The sequence below is a fragment of the Schnuerera sp. xch1 genome (assembly GCF_019931165.1).
In the GTDB taxonomy this organism is placed as follows: Bacteria; Bacillota; Clostridia; order Tissierellales; family Tepidimicrobiaceae; genus JAIOUP01.
In genome coordinates, this window is the sequence record NZ_JAIOUP010000002.1 from 255,783 (window position 1) to 270,337 (window position 14,555).

The 14,555-nt window shown below is 32.8% G+C and carries 24 protein-coding genes; 7 read left to right on the forward strand and 17 right to left on the reverse strand.

The window, feature by feature from the left end; translation table 11 throughout:
- Positions 1-197 precede the first annotated feature (197 nt).
- Together K8M07_RS03595 and K8M07_RS03600 are read left to right on the forward strand one after the other, a co-directional pair.
- The gene (locus K8M07_RS03595) at positions 198-869 is read left to right on the forward strand and encodes a response regulator transcription factor (protein WP_223376520.1); all 672 of its coding nucleotides are present in this window, start codon (positions 198-200) and stop codon (positions 867-869) included.
- Positions 866-1,891, forward strand: coding sequence for a sensor histidine kinase (locus K8M07_RS03600; RefSeq protein WP_223376521.1), 1,026 nt, complete (start codon positions 866-868; stop codon positions 1,889-1,891). The genes K8M07_RS03595 and K8M07_RS03600 overlap by 4 nt, the downstream gene beginning before the upstream one ends.
- Before the next feature lie 83 nt (positions 1,892-1,974).
- On the opposite strand, the gene K8M07_RS03605 is transcribed toward K8M07_RS03600, so the two are convergent.
- The 9 genes from K8M07_RS03605 to K8M07_RS03640 all read right to left on the reverse strand — a co-directional run bounded on the left by K8M07_RS03605 (position 1,975) and on the right by K8M07_RS03640 (position 6,352).
- The gene (locus K8M07_RS03605) at positions 1,975-2,175 is read right to left on the reverse strand and encodes a hypothetical protein (protein WP_223376522.1); all 201 of its coding nucleotides are present in this window, start codon (positions 2,173-2,175) and stop codon (positions 1,975-1,977) included.
- 319 nt (positions 2,176-2,494) lie between these two features.
- Entirely contained in the window at positions 2,495-2,860 is a 366-nt protein-coding gene (locus K8M07_RS03610; protein ID WP_223376523.1) for a hypothetical protein, read from the reverse strand.
- Between the two features lie 206 nt (positions 2,861-3,066).
- A complete protein-coding gene (locus tag K8M07_RS03615) occupies positions 3,067-3,207 on the reverse strand; it encodes a hypothetical protein (RefSeq protein ID WP_223376524.1) in 141 nt (46 codons plus the stop codon).
- Between the two features lie 503 nt (positions 3,208-3,710).
- A complete protein-coding gene (locus tag K8M07_RS03620; RefSeq protein ID WP_223376525.1) occupies positions 3,711-3,980 on the reverse strand; it encodes a hypothetical protein in 270 nt (89 codons plus the stop codon).
- A 318-nt stretch (positions 3,981-4,298) separates the two neighbouring features.
- The gene (locus K8M07_RS03625; protein WP_223376526.1) at positions 4,299-4,694 is read right to left on the reverse strand and encodes a recombinase family protein; all 396 of its coding nucleotides are present in this window, start codon (positions 4,692-4,694) and stop codon (positions 4,299-4,301) included.
- Between the two features lie 9 nt (positions 4,695-4,703).
- Complete coding sequence (locus K8M07_RS12610; protein ID WP_263282431.1) at positions 4,704-4,835, reverse strand: hypothetical protein; 132 nt, start codon at positions 4,833-4,835, stop codon at positions 4,704-4,706.
- 273 nt (positions 4,836-5,108) lie between these two features.
- Positions 5,109-5,360 (reverse strand): hypothetical protein, encoded by a 252-nt coding sequence (locus tag K8M07_RS03630; protein WP_223376527.1) that lies wholly within the window; start codon positions 5,358-5,360, stop codon positions 5,109-5,111.
- 364 nt (positions 5,361-5,724) lie between these two features.
- A complete protein-coding gene (locus tag K8M07_RS03635; RefSeq protein ID WP_223376528.1) occupies positions 5,725-5,976 on the reverse strand; it encodes a hypothetical protein in 252 nt (83 codons plus the stop codon).
- A 202-nt stretch (positions 5,977-6,178) separates the two neighbouring features.
- Positions 6,179-6,352, reverse strand: coding sequence for a hypothetical protein (locus K8M07_RS03640; RefSeq protein WP_223376529.1), 174 nt, complete (start codon positions 6,350-6,352; stop codon positions 6,179-6,181).
- Between the two features lie 931 nt (positions 6,353-7,283).
- On the opposite strand from K8M07_RS03640, the gene K8M07_RS03645 reads away from it, so the two are divergent.
- The gene (locus K8M07_RS03645; RefSeq protein WP_223376530.1) at positions 7,284-7,904 is read left to right on the forward strand and encodes a TetR/AcrR family transcriptional regulator; all 621 of its coding nucleotides are present in this window, start codon (positions 7,284-7,286) and stop codon (positions 7,902-7,904) included.
- A gap of 153 nt (positions 7,905-8,057) precedes the next feature.
- Positions 8,058-8,591: an alpha/beta fold hydrolase gene (locus K8M07_RS03650; protein ID WP_411741950.1), complete on the forward strand. Its 534-nt coding sequence runs from the start codon at positions 8,058-8,060 to the stop codon at positions 8,589-8,591.
- A gap of 362 nt (positions 8,592-8,953) precedes the next feature.
- Here the strand turns inward: K8M07_RS03650 and K8M07_RS03655 are convergent, their stop codons facing one another.
- The 7 genes from K8M07_RS03655 to K8M07_RS03680 all read right to left on the reverse strand — a co-directional run bounded on the left by K8M07_RS03655 (position 8,954) and on the right by K8M07_RS03680 (position 11,478).
- Entirely contained in the window at positions 8,954-9,097 is a 144-nt protein-coding gene (locus K8M07_RS03655; RefSeq protein ID WP_223376532.1) for a hypothetical protein, read from the reverse strand.
- Positions 9,085-9,393, reverse strand: a complete 309-nt coding sequence (locus tag K8M07_RS03660) for a hypothetical protein (RefSeq protein ID WP_223376533.1) — start codon at positions 9,391-9,393, stop codon at positions 9,085-9,087. Before K8M07_RS03660 ends, K8M07_RS03655 begins: the two co-directional genes overlap by 13 nt.
- A gap of 1 nt (position 9,394) precedes the next feature.
- Complete coding sequence (locus K8M07_RS03665) at positions 9,395-9,547, reverse strand: hypothetical protein (RefSeq protein ID WP_223376534.1); 153 nt, start codon at positions 9,545-9,547, stop codon at positions 9,395-9,397.
- 46 nt (positions 9,548-9,593) lie between these two features.
- Entirely contained in the window at positions 9,594-10,061 is a 468-nt protein-coding gene (locus tag K8M07_RS03670) for an ATP-binding cassette domain-containing protein (RefSeq protein WP_263282432.1), read from the reverse strand.
- Positions 10,033-10,176 carry an ATP-binding cassette domain-containing protein gene (locus tag K8M07_RS12615; protein WP_263282433.1) on the reverse strand — a complete coding sequence of 48 codons (144 nt, stop codon included), beginning with the start codon at positions 10,174-10,176 and terminating at the stop codon, positions 10,033-10,035. Before K8M07_RS12615 ends, K8M07_RS03670 begins: the two co-directional genes overlap by 29 nt.
- Positions 10,169-10,771, reverse strand: coding sequence for a TetR/AcrR family transcriptional regulator (locus K8M07_RS03675; protein WP_223376535.1), 603 nt, complete (start codon positions 10,769-10,771; stop codon positions 10,169-10,171). The genes K8M07_RS12615 and K8M07_RS03675 overlap by 8 nt, the downstream gene beginning before the upstream one ends.
- 485 nt (positions 10,772-11,256) lie before the next feature.
- Positions 11,257-11,478, reverse strand: a complete 222-nt coding sequence (locus K8M07_RS03680) for a hypothetical protein (protein WP_223376536.1) — start codon at positions 11,476-11,478, stop codon at positions 11,257-11,259.
- Positions 11,479-11,839: 361 nt separating this feature from the next.
- On the opposite strand from K8M07_RS03680, the gene K8M07_RS03685 reads away from it, so the two are divergent.
- The 3 genes from K8M07_RS03685 to K8M07_RS03695 are packed head-to-tail and all read left to right on the forward strand — an operon-like array spanning position 11,840 to position 13,687.
- Entirely contained in the window at positions 11,840-12,220 is a 381-nt protein-coding gene (locus tag K8M07_RS03685) for a GntR family transcriptional regulator (RefSeq protein ID WP_223376537.1), read from the forward strand.
- Positions 12,213-13,085 (forward strand): ATP-binding cassette domain-containing protein, encoded by an 873-nt coding sequence (locus K8M07_RS03690; RefSeq protein WP_223376538.1) that lies wholly within the window; start codon positions 12,213-12,215, stop codon positions 13,083-13,085. Before K8M07_RS03685 ends, K8M07_RS03690 begins: the two co-directional genes overlap by 8 nt.
- Positions 13,085-13,687: a hypothetical protein gene (locus tag K8M07_RS03695; RefSeq protein ID WP_223376539.1), complete on the forward strand. Its 603-nt coding sequence runs from the start codon at positions 13,085-13,087 to the stop codon at positions 13,685-13,687. The genes K8M07_RS03690 and K8M07_RS03695 overlap by 1 nt, the downstream gene beginning before the upstream one ends.
- 141 nt (positions 13,688-13,828) lie before the next feature.
- Here the strand turns inward: K8M07_RS03695 and arr are convergent, their stop codons facing one another.
- Positions 13,829-14,254: an NAD(+)--rifampin ADP-ribosyltransferase gene (arr, locus tag K8M07_RS12765; protein ID WP_317845468.1), complete on the reverse strand. Its 426-nt coding sequence runs from the start codon at positions 14,252-14,254 to the stop codon at positions 13,829-13,831.
- Between the last annotated feature and the right edge of the window lie 301 nt (positions 14,255-14,555).

Consider the following 14,555-nt stretch of genomic DNA (forward strand, 5'->3'; position numbering starts at 1 on the left):
CTCCATTTAAATAATTTCTAATCCTGTTTTAATATTAGCATTATAAAATCAAATAATCCCTTTATTAACCTTACGATTTAAAAGTTCAACCTTACAATTTTGTAAGCTGTTTCTAAACCCTTACATTTTTCAGAAAAAGAGGTATAATAAATTCAAGCAGTATTTTAGAACAATTCTCAACCATTGGAGGAATAGAGATGAAGATAATGATTGTAGAGGACGAACCAACTATTAGAGACATGATTGGAGAAAGCATAAGAAAATGGGGATGTGAAACTATAAATTTGGATGACTTTAGCCAGGTACTTGAAGTATTCCTAAAGGAAAATCCACATCTTGTATTAATGGATATAAATCTACCTGTTTACGATGGATTCTACTGGTGCAATAAAATCAGAGACATTTCAAAAGTACCTATTATATTTATTTCATCTCGTAATACACCTATGGATATGGTCATGTCTATGAATATGGGTGGAGATGATTTTATTCAGAAACCCTTCTATGAGGAAGTGCTAATAGCTAAAATAAAGGCTCTACTTCGCAGAACATACTCATATACTGAAACAGTTTCTACAATAATTGAACATGATGGAATTATGCTAAACCTAAATAATGGAGATGTTTTTTATGGAGATAAAAAGGCAGAGCTTACAAAAAACGAATTTAAAATTCTAAATATACTTATGCAAAACAAGGGGTCTGTAGTAAGCCGTGAAAAAATAATGCGCAACCTTTGGGAAGATGAAAGTTTTGTAGATGATAATACTCTGACAGTAAATATCACTCGTATACGTAAGAAGCTTGCTAAACTAGGCAAAGAAAACTATATTACTACTATGAAGGGAGAAGGTTATATAATAAGATGAAATTTTTAAAATATGTAGAAGAGAAACGTTATTTTTTGATACTATTCATAATAATGATGTTGTTTGTAACACTTATGATGATGGTCAGTTCTAGTAAAGAGCAACTTGTAATCAATATTGTATATACAAACTTAGGATGTATATTTCTAGCATCAATTTATATTATTACAGGTTATTTTTATCATAACTCTTTTTATAAACAGCTTAATGAATTGATTAAAAGTGATGAAAAAGAAGTATTGGCAGCAGCTCATCAGCCACAGAACTATGAGCAGGAATTATATATGAAACTGTTAAAAAAGGTGCATAGTAATTATATGGATGATATTGAAAAGCTTCATAATGAGAAAAAAGAACATCAAGATTTTATTATGTCATGGATTCACGAGGTAAAGCTTCCTATTACCGCAAGCCTTATGCTTATGAGAAATAGCGCAGGTAAAACAGTAGATTACCTTGTAGATAAGTTTGAAGATGAATTACACAAAATAGAAAATTATGTGGAGCAGGCATTGTATTATTCTCGTATCGACTCCTTTTCAAAGGACTATTTTATTACAGAAATATCATTGAATAAGGTCATTCGAGAAAGTATAAAAAAGCATTCTAAGTTGTTTATAAATAAACAGATTAACTTCACAATATGGGATGAAGAGCAATTTGTACAAAGTGATAGCAAATGGCTTAGCTTTATAATTGATCAGATTATATCAAATTCTTTAAAGTATACAAATGATGGCGGCTCTATCTTTTTTATATTTGAAGAGAATAGTAAAGAAAAACTACTTCAAATTAAGGACACTGGAATTGGTATCAAGCCCGAGGACATCAACCGTGTATTTGAGAAAGGATTTACAGGCTCAACTGGAAGAAATTACTCCAAATCTACCGGGATGGGACTTTATCTTGCCAAACAAATGGTTTTAAAGCTAGGGCATAATATATCAATTCAATCTGAAGAAGGAAAATACACTATGATTAATATCCATTTTCCTAAAGCTGACAACTATTATTTGCTCTAGTTTTTTCATGGTTAGCCTTAATTAAATGAATTTTTATTCTATACCATAGACAAATATGCAGAACTCTCTTTGGTTTTGCATATTTATTTATTTCTGCGTAATTGTACCACATCAACATCTCTGAAATAGCGAAGTAGCTTATCTACATAACTATCATAAATAGGGTAGTCCAAAGGTTTATGATGGCTACAGTATTTTGTTGTAAAGGTATAGAAGTTTTTCACAGTTCCATTATCCATATCGACTCTGGCAATTTCATTTACTAAAGTTACATCCCCCGTCATCAGTCTCTCATCAATGTTTGAATTTATGATGTGCTTTGCTACTTTAAGCAATAACGGTAAAAAGCATCACTATAAATTACACCCTTATCTTTCAAGTAATCATAATTGTCATTAAGGTATCTCTTAAATTATTGTCTTAGACATTTTATATGTGAATTTCTGATTTTATCCATCACTTAACTCCACTCTCAGCAAGCCAAACAAATGACAGCTGCCTTTCTTTTTCATTATATTTTTTTCTGATTCTACAAAGCTATAAAGTGTCTATTTGCATTTCGTTTTGAATTATCTGGCTATCTAACCAACAACTTGCAATTTGTCATAATGCCAAATCGATGTTTATTTGGCTCTCGATGAATGCTTTAGAAATGAGCATAGCTTGGATTAGGGGTTCAAAGCGATTGAATTGTGAAGTTCCTTTTTCATATTTACTTTGTGCTTTTGTAGTTTTATTTATGATTGAAACCACAGGAGGTAGTGCCTCTCTCAATTCTTTACTTGTATAATTTATTGTTTTATCACCCGTAAGAAGCGCCTCGGAAATATAGAGCGCTTTAATTCTGTTTTTTAAGAGCGAATGTTGAGATGTTCCCTCTGAAAACTTAAGTTGCATTTTTTCGCATTTAGTAATAGTAGAAGATAGTAAGGATATGGCCTTTCCCAATTCTTCTTTTTTAAATTCCATCATGATACCTCCTTATTTCAGTTTCTCTGATATCTTCTTATAATAACTCATTAACTTCAATCATGTTGTCCTCTCCTATCAATAACAATATCAACAACATTGTTATTACATTATATATTCACTCCCAGCTTTAGTCAATTGCAAAAGGAAAACCGCCAACTAAGAGAATTTTATTTCCTGATTGACGGTCGCTGCCAATGTCATGTTTATACATCAATTTCAACACCAGACTTGAATTCAACAGTGAATTTATCATCAAATACCGTAACTTTTTCAATAAGCCGCCTTACCAGTTGCTCATCATATTCCTCCAACTCGCAAAACTGTTCATTCAAGAAGCCTGTCATTTCAGCTATTCGCTGTCTTTTTCCTTCACGCTCTGCATTCTCTACAAGTGCATTTTGCTTCAATTCCCGAAGGAATCAGCAGATCAACCAGCCATGAATTCCTTGTTGGGAACTGTTCTAACAACTAGGCCTTTACCTGGAAGGTTTCAATTAATCGCATTGATGCTTAACATATGTTTCCACTAATGTAACCGCATGATTTTTAGTTTAGATATGTAATTGTGTTTTCTCCTAGTTTTGTTGATTGGTTGCTTTATATATATTTAGGGTAGAGGCAGGAGAATAACCATAAAACCAGCACGCTTGGATCTTATGGCTACTCTGTTTAATCAATTTTCCCATTGTTACCCTAGTGAATCTGTTTTCCCCGAGCATTTTCTTCCTATGTATATATCTTTAGACTACGGTCTATTGGTTAATATTCATTATTAAACCAATCCTCTTTGGGCACATCAATTCCTTGCCTTAGTTTGGCAATATCTCTATCTGTATATTGCTCTCGATTATAGGCGGTTTTTAATAGTCTTTTTATCACAACCATAGTATTTACCTATTTTAGTAAGACTATCGCCAGCTACCAGTTTATCCATAATATCATCTGCATTTATATTTTCCTTAAATGCAGGGTGCTTTTTCATTAAAGTATCGTTGACCTTTTCAAGCTTATCAATACTCTTTTGCATTTCATCTACAAACCAATTTAAACACAATATTTCTTGCACTAAGTCCTCATGCGACATTTCATCAAAATTATAATTTCCGTAGTACTCCATGTTCTTAGCCTCCATTTTCTTAATTCCAACAAACTTTGGAAATATATAAACCTTAAATTACAGTCCTTTTCATTTTGCTGTATCACTAATTTATCCGAACTGTACCATATGAAGAATTTATCCTGCTTTACCTTTTTATTGACTTGATTTTGACTAATTTTAGAAACCAACTAAATACTCACAATTGAATAAAATTTTAACATAATGTGGTAAGTAACTTCTGTTATTCAAATTTGCCAGACTGTATATCGTAAATATTTATAAGGCAGAAGGGGAGATGTTAGCCAAAATCAATCTCGCTGCTATCCTCATATTCCTTCATTTTGCTGTAAAAGTAGAGCGTGATACCCCTAATAGCTTACTTGCCTTAGATATGCTTATCTCATCATTTTTTACAGAAGTGTATTGCTCCGTGAAGTTATCCAATGACTTTTTAGGTCTGCCCTTGTTCTTACCTTGCTGCTTAGCAATTTCAATGTCTTCACGCTGCCGCTGCAACAGACATTCACGCTCAAACTGTGCCAGCCCTGCAAACATAGTAAACATCAATCGTCCCTGTGGTGTTGATGTGTCAATATTTTCTTTTTGGCTGATAAACTGCACTTTTTTCTGATTTAGCTTTTCTACCAAGTCCAGTAAATCCTTTGTGGAATGTGCCAGCCTTGAATAACTCTTAACCACTACGGTATCGCCCTCACGAACAAAGTCCAGCATTGCATTAAGCTATGACCTGTCCGTATTTTTCCCTGATAACATCTCGGTATATAATCTCTCTACCCCTAGGCCTTCCATAATTGCTTTTTGCCGCTGTGTATTTTGCTCTGCGGTTGATACACAAATATATCCTACCTTCATAGCTAATTCCTCCATATAACAAGTATTATTAAAGCTCCAAAACTCTAAAAGTCACCCTGTCTATATGACTATACCCTAATAGAGCAAACTGCCAATATACCCATATGGCGCAAAAGCTGTTCCAATAAAACTATATTGGAATTTTGAAACACCTTTTAGAGTATTGTACTATTTAACACCCTTTTATAATTTTAGAGCAATAATCCTCGATATTTTTGATTTTGGCTATGTTAGCAGAACCCAAACAAACACCGCATAAAGCAATTTATTGTGTCACATTACTATCCATTGCCTTAATTTCTGCTCTTTTTGCTGACACTGTGGTAGTAAAGCATTAAGCATAGAACTAATTTCCTTTATCGAATAACCCTGCTCCGTTAAGTACTTTACCTGTTTTCGAAGGCTGACACCTTTTAATTTTCTGCCCGATTGCATTTTCAAATGTTTCATCAATAAATCCTGATTGGCAAGAAGCTCATCTAATTTTTTATCTATGCCTTCTATGGAGATTTTTTCTACTGTCATCTTTTTATTACACCCTTTCACATATATTTTTTCTATTCCAGCAAATATTTTTCTCTAATAACTAATTTTCTAACTTTACATCCCCATTTTTACACCCATATTAAATCAAATTTTAGTTAGTTGACTAATTTCCTTCTAACTAAAACCTATCTTTGTCATTATTCCGTTGACACATGGCAGAACACACTTATGAAGAATGTCTTTCTCCTTTGAATTAGCAGGGGCAGTCAATTAAAACTGCTTATTTACTTTCACAACCAGTTATAAGAGTGCACCAATTATCCCTGCAATCTTCAATTTCGCCATTTTTCATACCGACTGATAAACTCTTTAATGCCTCTACCTCGCCAAGGAGCTTATCAATTTAATCACCAGAAGCCATGCTGGCAAGACTTTTAAGCCGAACGCTAATTTCAACTAGCTCTTCCAAAGCTTTTGAAAATCCTTCTCTTTCTTTTTTTAGGCAAACCATCTCCCTCACTTGAGATGTTCTACTTTTAAACCGAATGTCGCTCGCCATTGAATTTTCCTTACTGGTTAGCTCCAATATGTCAAGCATAAACCCTGCCGCCTGTCTATCGATCATATTTGTTTTAGTCGTATCGATGCGTATCATTCATTTCACCCCTAATCTCTAAAATCATGTCATGAAATAATTTTTGTGTAGCAACACTTGGATTTTTCAACCTCTTCAATAGTTTTAAGTCATGCTGCAATGATTCATGTGTTACCACGGGCAGCGACTGCAACAAATTGCTCTGTGGAATTGCGAAAAAATAAACATCAAAACTAATCTGTGTCATTATAGTTATTCTTGCTCATTCTTTTACAGCCTTGCCCGTCACAGTAATGGTTTCCTGATCAGTGGCTGCCTGCCAAAGCAGTGATGCACCATTTACTGGCATGATTGCAGATTGATCATAATAAGTAGCATGCAACAGTTCTTCATCATTTTTCTTTGTGTAATATCCAAGGGTGCAGTTTAATGCCAATGCAAGCGACCACATGTGTCGTAGCTATTCTACACAAATATTATGACTTATACCATTTTTATGTCTATAATCTATTAAAAACTTATCATATTTTAAATTTGTACAATTCAAGACTATGACATATAAAAACTCTTTTTTTAAAATTATATTCTACTATTAAACCTAAGGTTTTCATATAACTATTTAGCTCTTCTATGGACAGGTTAAATAATCGGCTCAGGAAGTATTCATCTCTTAGAACAATATTAATACCTCGTTTCGGTATTGATAATAATCCTCTATATCTATCTACATAAACCATATTAAATTCTTTAACTATATGATTACGTATATATAATTTATAATTATACATATATGCTGATTCATCAGGATAACATGTTGCTCACTCATCATAAAATTTTCTATTTCCACCTAAATCATCCCATACAATTTTTACATCTATATTATTTCTTAAATAAGCATGGTTGTATTCTTCTTTAAAAATCCAACCTTTTCTTTTTAGTTTGTATAATACCTATATATTCTTTTTCTGAATTTCTTTTTATATCTAGATCTTCAGAATTTAGTAATGCATTACTAAATTTCTATTAAGAATTTCAAGTATTATTTCCTAGACTAACTTCCCCCAATAAAAAAATACTATAATCATATTAAACATTCTATTTTTACAAGGAAAATCTTAAGATTTTATTATCACTATTTGGAAGTTAGGCCTTTTCATTCTGTTTGTCATGTACTGGAAGTTTTTCCTAGGTTGAACTTAATTACTATAGCCATCTATCAAGATATTATTATCTGATTGGTGGTTTTCATTTAATTTTAAAAAGTATTTTAATCTTGATAAATAAAGAAATTTATGATATTATTTGCATAATGACCAGATGGTCACTAGATGGGATTAGAATAAATAATAGTTATAAGGATGATAAAGATGCCAAGAAAGTCATTTTTTCAATTGAATATAAATAAAAGAAATCGAATTATTAATGCTGGATTAAGTGAGTTTTCTCAATATAGCTATAATGAAGCATCAACAAATAGTATTGTCAAAAAGGCTTATATAAGTAAAGGAAGTTTATTTAAATATTTCATTAATAAAGAAGATCTATATTTTTATATATTGGATTATGTCATAGCTGATTTAAGTAGAAGCCTAAAGGATGAGTTACCAAAGCTTAAAGGAGATCTATTTCAAATAGTTCTCATATATGCTGAGGCTGAATTTAACTGGTACATAGAAAATACTAATAAATATAGACTTTTAAAGCGTGCTTTTAGTGATGATAACTCAAGTATATACATAAAGACTATGGAAAGATATAAACTTATAGGAGATTCATTTTATTATAAAATATTAGAGAATATTGAAACACAAATATTAAATTGGGAAAAAGAAAAGGTTTTAAATATTTTGAAATGGATTCTTGAAGGTCTTAATGAAAAGTTTATGAAAGAAGCAGACCAATATTCTAATATTAATGATATTAAAGACTGTTATTTTAATGAACTTAATCAGTATATTGAAATGCTAAAAAAAGGATTATATAAATAAGGGAGGTATTATAATGTTTTATGAGGCTAAAGAAGGGAATATAAAGGTTGATAGAACTGATATGGACATGTTACTTTTGGGGATGGTCAAAAACCTTTTATTATTATACCAGGTTTAGGGGATAGATTAAAAACTGTTAAAAGAACACAAAAAATATTAGCAAGGGTGTATAAATTATTTGCTGGAGAATATAAAGTATATGTTTTTAGTAGAAAAAATGATATTAAAGAAGGGTACTCAACTAGAGATATGGCATATGATCAGAAGATTGCAATGGGGAATCTAGGCATAAAAAAAGCTCATATAATGAGTGTTTCACAAGGAGGAATGATATCTCAATATATTGCAATCGATTACCCTGATATAGTAGATAAACTTGTTATAGGAGTATCTGTTTCCAAACAGAATAATACTATACAAAATGTAGTAAAAATTTGGATAACATTAGGAGAAAATAATGATTATAGAAACTTAATTATAGATACTATAGAAAAAACTTTTACAGAAGACAAAGTTAAAAAATACAGGATTTTTTATCCGATTATTACAAGAGTTGGGAAACCCAAAGACTTTAAAAGATTTATTATTCAGGCTAATTCATGCCTAACTCACAATGCTTATGATGAACTAGATAAAATCAAATGTCCTACTTTAGTAATAGGTGGTGATAGAGATAATTTTGTATAAAGGTCTTGGGCATGGAGCATATGAAGAGGCTAAGGATTTTAATCAACAAGTGTTAAGGTTTCTAAGATGATATAGGGTAGTTTAAAATAATCTGTGCTTTTAGGAGATAAAATGCTCTTTTCTGACAAGAGTCAAAATAAGATTCAAACTAGAAAAGAGCATTATTTATGGCAACATTACCAAAAGAAACAATTAGTGATTGTGTACAGCCCATTATATCTCTAACTTTGGTCGGCATATCTCCACCAGAGCATAGTACCTATAAACCCAATTGCACTTGTCAGAATTACAATTATAATACTAAAACCTTCGACCATAGCGTTATCACTCCCAGCAAAACCACTTATAAGTGCAGGAACAGCTCATGGAAAATATTCTCCATAACCTGCTATTGCAATAATTTGTGCTAATATAACAATAATTAATATAAATCCAAATGATGATAGATATCCACGTCCAAATCTTGCAAAAAAAGCTGCTGGTGTCGATAATACTAAGGTAAACATGGAACAAATACTCTTCCAAAAATCCAACTGGTATTAAATCCGAATACTATTAACCCACCAATAGACATTGCTTGTGCAAGAAGATTAAGATAGGAAGGCCAATCGGCAGTTCCTACTATTTGCGCCTTAGTAGAAATAATACCTAATCTTTCCGCTAAGACAGGGTCTTTTAAAACAAATACGAAAAATCCACCAGTAAGTGGTACAAGTGTGAGAACAAGCATAGATATCAATGGTACTTTAGATTTGAAAATTTTCTTACTTTCTACTGAAATGCATGTTATTATCCTATTCATTTTACATTCCTCCAGTCTCTTTAATAGATCTTAAAAAATATTTTTCTAAATCTTCATTCTGAACTTTTAATAGTGTCGGAGGATGATCTGAATTTACAAGTAATTGAGCAATTTTATCAGAATTGTTTACAGCATTCTCATTCTCAATTTGCAAAGTAGAGTAACCCTCTGTGTCCCTATGGTAAACTTTATAGCCAGTCTTAGAAAGAACAACTAGATACAAATATTGTAACACCTGAATTTTTTGCTAAATCCAATAGCATTTGACGGACTTTAACAATGCCAGCAGGATCCAATCCATTTATAGGCTCATCAAGTATTAAAATCTTGGGTTTGTGTATAAGTACTTTTGCTATACCAAGCCTTTGTACGTTACCTAGCGACAGGTGCTTTGCTTTCTTAAAGGCATGTTCTTCTAACTTTAGTTTCTTAATAATCCAATTAACACATCTTTTATCTTCAATGTTTCTCAATTTACGAACAATTTCTAAGTTCTCTCTTACTGTTAATTCAGGATAAGAATATGGTGTTTCTACTATATATCCTACATTACGCCAAATATCTATATTGCCAGGGTTTACTTTTTGTCCTTTAAGATAGCACCTACCTGATGTAGGAGATATCATACCTATAACATTCTTATAGTAGTGTGGTTTTACCTGCACCATTAAGGCCTATAAATCCAAATATTTCTCCTTGTTTAACAGATAGATTCACATTGTCAACAGCATGAGTTTTTCCATAAATCTTTGTTAAATTAGTAGTGTTAATAATTTCAGTCATCATTATCCTCCTTAACTATTTGCTGATCAAGACCTCGTATTAAAAGTTTCAGTGCATCATCAAAATTCTTTTCTCCAATTTCCTCAATATGTATCATACTCATAAAAATTGCTCTTAGTGAAGCAGAAACAATGTCTACATCAACATTATCTTTAACTTTTATATAAGAAAAAATCTCCTTTGTAAGTAAATCATCTAAAGAGTGGTGGTTGATAATAAATTCTTTAGGTAATTTTCTCATAAGGAATTCAAATTCCTCATTTTGAATTATATTCATAATAAAAGACGATCTTACATTCTGATATAAGTTATAAATTAGTTCTGTAAATTCATCAACTCCTATATTATCTTTTTTTCTCAGTTTACTATTTAATTCATCTATAATTGATTTTTGATATTCTTCTAATACTGTGAAGAACAAAATTTCCTTTGAATCATAAAAGTTGTAAAAAGACCCCTTTGATATCCCTGTCATTCGAATAATTTGATCAACAGTAGTCTTCCTCACCCCATATTTTAGCAAACAATCATACGTTACTTCTTTTAATTTTTGTCTTATTAATACTTTTTCATTATCACTAAATGCAGTTGCCATAATCCACCCCCATACTCCGTGACTATATTTGTATTTGCAGTCATAAAGTATCATAGCAACAAAACTTTGTCAATAGAATCTATTTCTAATCTTCAATTAACTTTTAAATATTTTTTATTGTATAATTAGCATATTTTTATAATTCAATATTAAATTATAAAAATAATATGGACTATACTTAAAGTCCATATTAGTATTATTGACTCATAATCTCCATTGTACAATTACAAGGGGTTAATATACATATTAAAAATGAAACTACATAGAATTTTTCCTCTTTAGATTTCTATATTTAATTTAGCCCTATATAATAAATGCATCAAGATTTTTTACATCTTAATGCATTTTTGGAATGCTAAATTAATAGACATTCACTTATCTTTTTATTTTATTCTTAATTATTTCAAACAGTGTTGTAAAACTTTTTGTTTGAAATTTACCTTTATGAATTATAATAAGTATGTATATAAAACATTTTCTTGTGTCTACTTACACGACATCCAAACAGCTATTCCTATCTCCAATTCAAAAATAGGCTTTTTATTCCTAAAATCAGGTCCGTTTCTAACAAACTGAAAACTGTCCGAAGCCTTATAAAATCGAGCTATTTCGAAGATCAAACTTTTTGCATCTTTATCACGCACTCCACCGTAGAATGTTGCCAATCCCACTTCGCTATCGCTTGTGCTCTTGGACATTCCTGACATGAGACGTACATCTACTTACAACTCACTTCGTTCCTTGTAAGCATTGTTACGGCTTCAACATGCGGTATCACATTAGTCTTATACAATTTAACAAATCATATAAGAGAAGGGGTAAATACTCAATTCCTATCCTCCCATTTTTACTTCTAAAAGTCTCCATGTGGCTTGAGAGGACTCAATTAATATCTTTCAAATCACAGGTTTTCGGAAACATATCCACTTCATATCAACTTTACCGAATTAGGATCAACTTGTATTAATTTTTATAATATTTAATAATCACTTGATATATTTCGCAAGTAGTATTATACTTATATATAACACTATAATACAATAACACCACTAGTGAAAGGAGGACGCCATGAAGTCAGCTCTGGACAGTAACCGACCCATTTATCTACAAATCAAAGAGATTATTGAGGAGGACATTCTCAACGGGAGGCTGGCACCTGATGAGCAAATACCCTCAAACAGACAGCTTGTCAGCCATTACAACATAAATCCCGTCACTGTACTGAAGGGAATTAATCTTCTGGTAGATGATGGCATAATTTATAAGAAACGCGGGCTTGGAATGTATGTGAGCCCCGATGCCCCTGAAAAGCTTAAAAAACGCTTTTCGCACGCATTTTTTAAGGAACAGATAGAGCCTTTGACGTCTCTCGCAAAACCCTTGGGTTTTTCACTCCAGGAGATTCATGATATGATCGATAGTGCTTGGAAAGGAGAAAAAAATGATTAATTTTGAAAATGTATCGCTTAATTACGGAAATACTCTTGCACTCAATAATGTAAGTTTAAAGCTTCCCGAGCAGGGGATATGCGGGGTGCTTGGCAGAAACGGAGCAGGAAAGACCTCACTTTTGTCGCTGCTCTGCGCCTATCGCAGGCCAACCTCAGGAAAAATAACTATATTCGGCGAAAATCCTTATGAAAACAGGAATATAATGCCACGAATTGCTCTTATCCATGAAGATCAGAGTGGAATAGAAAATGACTTTAAGATAAAAGACCTTTTTAAAATAGCAGCTACGCTCCGCCCCAACTGGGATACCACCTATGCAGAAAAACTTATAAAGCTGTTTGAAATACCGGTGAAGAAGACAATAGGATCCTTAAGTCACGGTATGCGTTCAGCAGTACATGTGATTATCGGCCTAGCCGGACAGACACCGATTACCATATATGACGAGGCATATCTCGGCATGGATGCCGCTATGCGTAAACTGTTTATCAGCGAACTTTTATCAGACTATATGCAGAGGCCTAAGCTTATTTTGTTTTCAACACATTTTCTCAATGAGATGGAGGGGCTTTTTAGCGAAGCCATAATTATTGACAAAGGCCAGGTAATAGCCCACGACGACTGTGATAACCTGCGCTCAAAAGGAACAGCCGTAACAGGATTTAGCGAAGTCGTAGATAGATTCGCAAATGGTCGTGAAATCCTGTCCCAGCGAGCCTTGGGCCGACAGAAAGAGGTTGTATTGTTCGGGGAGTTATCAGAAAACGAGCGCCTTGCTGCAGAAAAAGAAGGTCTTGAACTCTCTCACCCCTCACTGCAGGATTTGTTCATCTATATGACCGAAAAAGGAGGGAAAGAATAATGACGAAAAAAGCTTTGAAGCTTATGCTATCACAACAGACTAAGTCCACATATTGGTTTATAGGTATCTATGCCTTGGTAATGGCTATTCTTCTTATAGTATTTTCTTTTGTAACAATTGATGATACTTCATGGATGCCAATTTCCATCGTGTATGCGCCTAAAATATATCTTCTGGTGATGGGAATTATATATCCTTTGGTTGCAACAAAACTATATGTGTCACAAGGCCTGACCAGAAAGCAGTTCTTTTGGGCTTATACTGTAGCCATAAGCATTATATCACTGTTTCTGTTCATTCCGGTTTTAGCTTCAGTTATTTACTATGATAACTTTTCACTGACGTCTGCAATTACACATTATCTGCAAATGCCCCTATTTTTTCTCATAGGTTGGACTTCTGTGGTTGGTTTTCAAATGAGGAAGTGGTATATGACAATACTTGGGATATTAGGTGCTATAGCTATGTTTCACACCATAACTACAATACCTAGAATCCTTGCATTATCAGACATAGCCGTATTAGGGTCAGTATTATTGCTATTAGCTGCATTGTTACTAATTCTACCACGCATAATTTCTCAAATTCCTTTTAAAAGCTGAGTGGTCTTGGATCAGCCAAATTAGTCAGATTAAAATGAGCAAGGCACTATACGATATTTCACGTAGAGTACCTTGCTTTATTTTAGGTGTAAACCCACAGACAAGCTTGAAAAGTAACTATTTTACCTATTTGGAATATGTTCAGTCTATGATTTCACCCTTGCTTTTGGCTAATTTTTCATGCCATTCGTGTCTATCCGTAGTTGTCAGTTTCGCCCACTCTGTTTCTTCACCAATAATTCTTAAAGGTTCTTGTGAGCGATAAGAACGTGTTAAGTTACCCGGAAATTTTTTATCAGTAAGATTTGGGTCGTTTTCAAATTCACCTGTTGGTTCTATTATATAAACCCGTTCTCTTCCTTCTCCTTTTGCTAATGCTGCTGCAAGTCCTGCACCATTGGCGTTAGCTGTGAAATAAATGTGATTCATTTTAAGCTCAGGCTTGTAATTTGAGATTCCACCCGGTGTCAGTAAATCACCAACCTTTAAATCAGCCTTAGTCCCATGATAAAACGGTCCTTTATCAGAAGGCGCTCCTTTATATAATTCAGATAATTCATAATTTATTTTTGCATTATCTGAGTCACACAATTCCTCATAGCATTTGGCAATGTTTACATACAACGTAGAGTATGCACTCTTTACATTATCATCATTTATATTTAGTGCGCACTGTAAAGATGTTTCCATCCATTTCAATTTGTCTGTAATATTCTTTTGTTGACGAGCTAAATGGTAAGCTGCAATAAATTTTTCATAGTCATCTGTAGCTTCATTCAATGCTTTTTGAAACATAGTGCTTGCTTCTTCTGCTTTCCCACTATCTTCTAAACCCATTCCCATCACACAGAGTTTAATAATAATGTTA

What these genes read in the sequence shown, in the direction of transcription:
- K8M07_RS03685 (WP_223376537.1), top strand. Translation starts at nt 11,840, where the DNA reads ATGAAGTCAGCTCTGGACAGTAACCGACCCATTTATCTACAAATCAAA.
- K8M07_RS03620 (WP_223376525.1), bottom strand. Translation starts at nt 3,980, where the DNA reads ATGGAGTACTACGGAAATTATAATTTTGATGAAATGTCGCATGAGGAC.
- K8M07_RS03695 (WP_223376539.1), top strand. Translation starts at nt 13,085, where the DNA reads ATGACGAAAAAAGCTTTGAAGCTTATGCTATCACAACAGACTAAGTCC.
- K8M07_RS03610 (WP_223376523.1), bottom strand. Translation starts at nt 2,860, where the DNA reads ATGGAATTTAAAAAAGAAGAATTGGGAAAGGCCATATCCTTACTATCT.
- K8M07_RS03690 (WP_223376538.1), top strand. Translation starts at nt 12,213, where the DNA reads ATGATTAATTTTGAAAATGTATCGCTTAATTACGGAAATACTCTTGCA.
- K8M07_RS03630 (WP_223376527.1), bottom strand. Translation starts at nt 5,360, where the DNA reads ATGACAGTAGAAAAAATCTCCATAGAAGGCATAGATAAAAAATTAGAT.
- K8M07_RS03595 (WP_223376520.1), top strand. Translation starts at nt 198, where the DNA reads ATGAAGATAATGATTGTAGAGGACGAACCAACTATTAGAGACATGATT.
- K8M07_RS03675 (WP_223376535.1), bottom strand. Translation starts at nt 10,771, where the DNA reads ATGGCAACTGCATTTAGTGATAATGAAAAAGTATTAATAAGACAAAAA.
- K8M07_RS03660 (WP_223376533.1), bottom strand. Translation starts at nt 9,393, where the DNA reads ATGAATAGGATAATAACATGCATTTCAGTAGAAAGTAAGAAAATTTTC.
- K8M07_RS03615 (WP_223376524.1), bottom strand. Translation starts at nt 3,207, where the DNA reads ATGACAGGCTTCTTGAATGAACAGTTTTGCGAGTTGGAGGAATATGAT.
- K8M07_RS03655 (WP_223376532.1), bottom strand. Translation starts at nt 9,097, where the DNA reads ATGTTTACCTTAGTATTATCGACACCAGCAGCTTTTTTTGCAAGATTT.
- K8M07_RS03605 (WP_223376522.1), bottom strand. Translation starts at nt 2,175, where the DNA reads ATGACGGGGGATGTAACTTTAGTAAATGAAATTGCCAGAGTCGATATG.
- K8M07_RS03600 (WP_223376521.1), top strand. Translation starts at nt 866, where the DNA reads ATGAAATTTTTAAAATATGTAGAAGAGAAACGTTATTTTTTGATACTA.
- K8M07_RS12610 (WP_263282431.1), bottom strand. Translation starts at nt 4,835, where the DNA reads ATGAAGGTAGGATATATTTGTGTATCAACCGCAGAGCAAAATACACAG.
- K8M07_RS03670 (WP_263282432.1), bottom strand. Translation starts at nt 10,061, where the DNA reads ATGGTGCAGGTAAAACCACACTACTATAAGAATGTTATAGGTATGATA.
- K8M07_RS03645 (WP_223376530.1), top strand. Translation starts at nt 7,284, where the DNA reads ATGCCAAGAAAGTCATTTTTTCAATTGAATATAAATAAAAGAAATCGA.
- K8M07_RS12615 (WP_263282433.1), bottom strand. Translation starts at nt 10,176, where the DNA reads ATGACTGAAATTATTAACACTACTAATTTAACAAAGATTTATGGAAAA.
- K8M07_RS03635 (WP_223376528.1), bottom strand. Translation starts at nt 5,976, where the DNA reads ATGATACGCATCGATACGACTAAAACAAATATGATCGATAGACAGGCG.
- K8M07_RS03625 (WP_223376526.1), bottom strand. Translation starts at nt 4,694, where the DNA reads ATGCTGGACTTTGTTCGTGAGGGCGATACCGTAGTGGTTAAGAGTTAT.
- K8M07_RS03680 (WP_223376536.1), bottom strand. Translation starts at nt 11,478, where the DNA reads ATGTCAGGAATGTCCAAGAGCACAAGCGATAGCGAAGTGGGATTGGCA.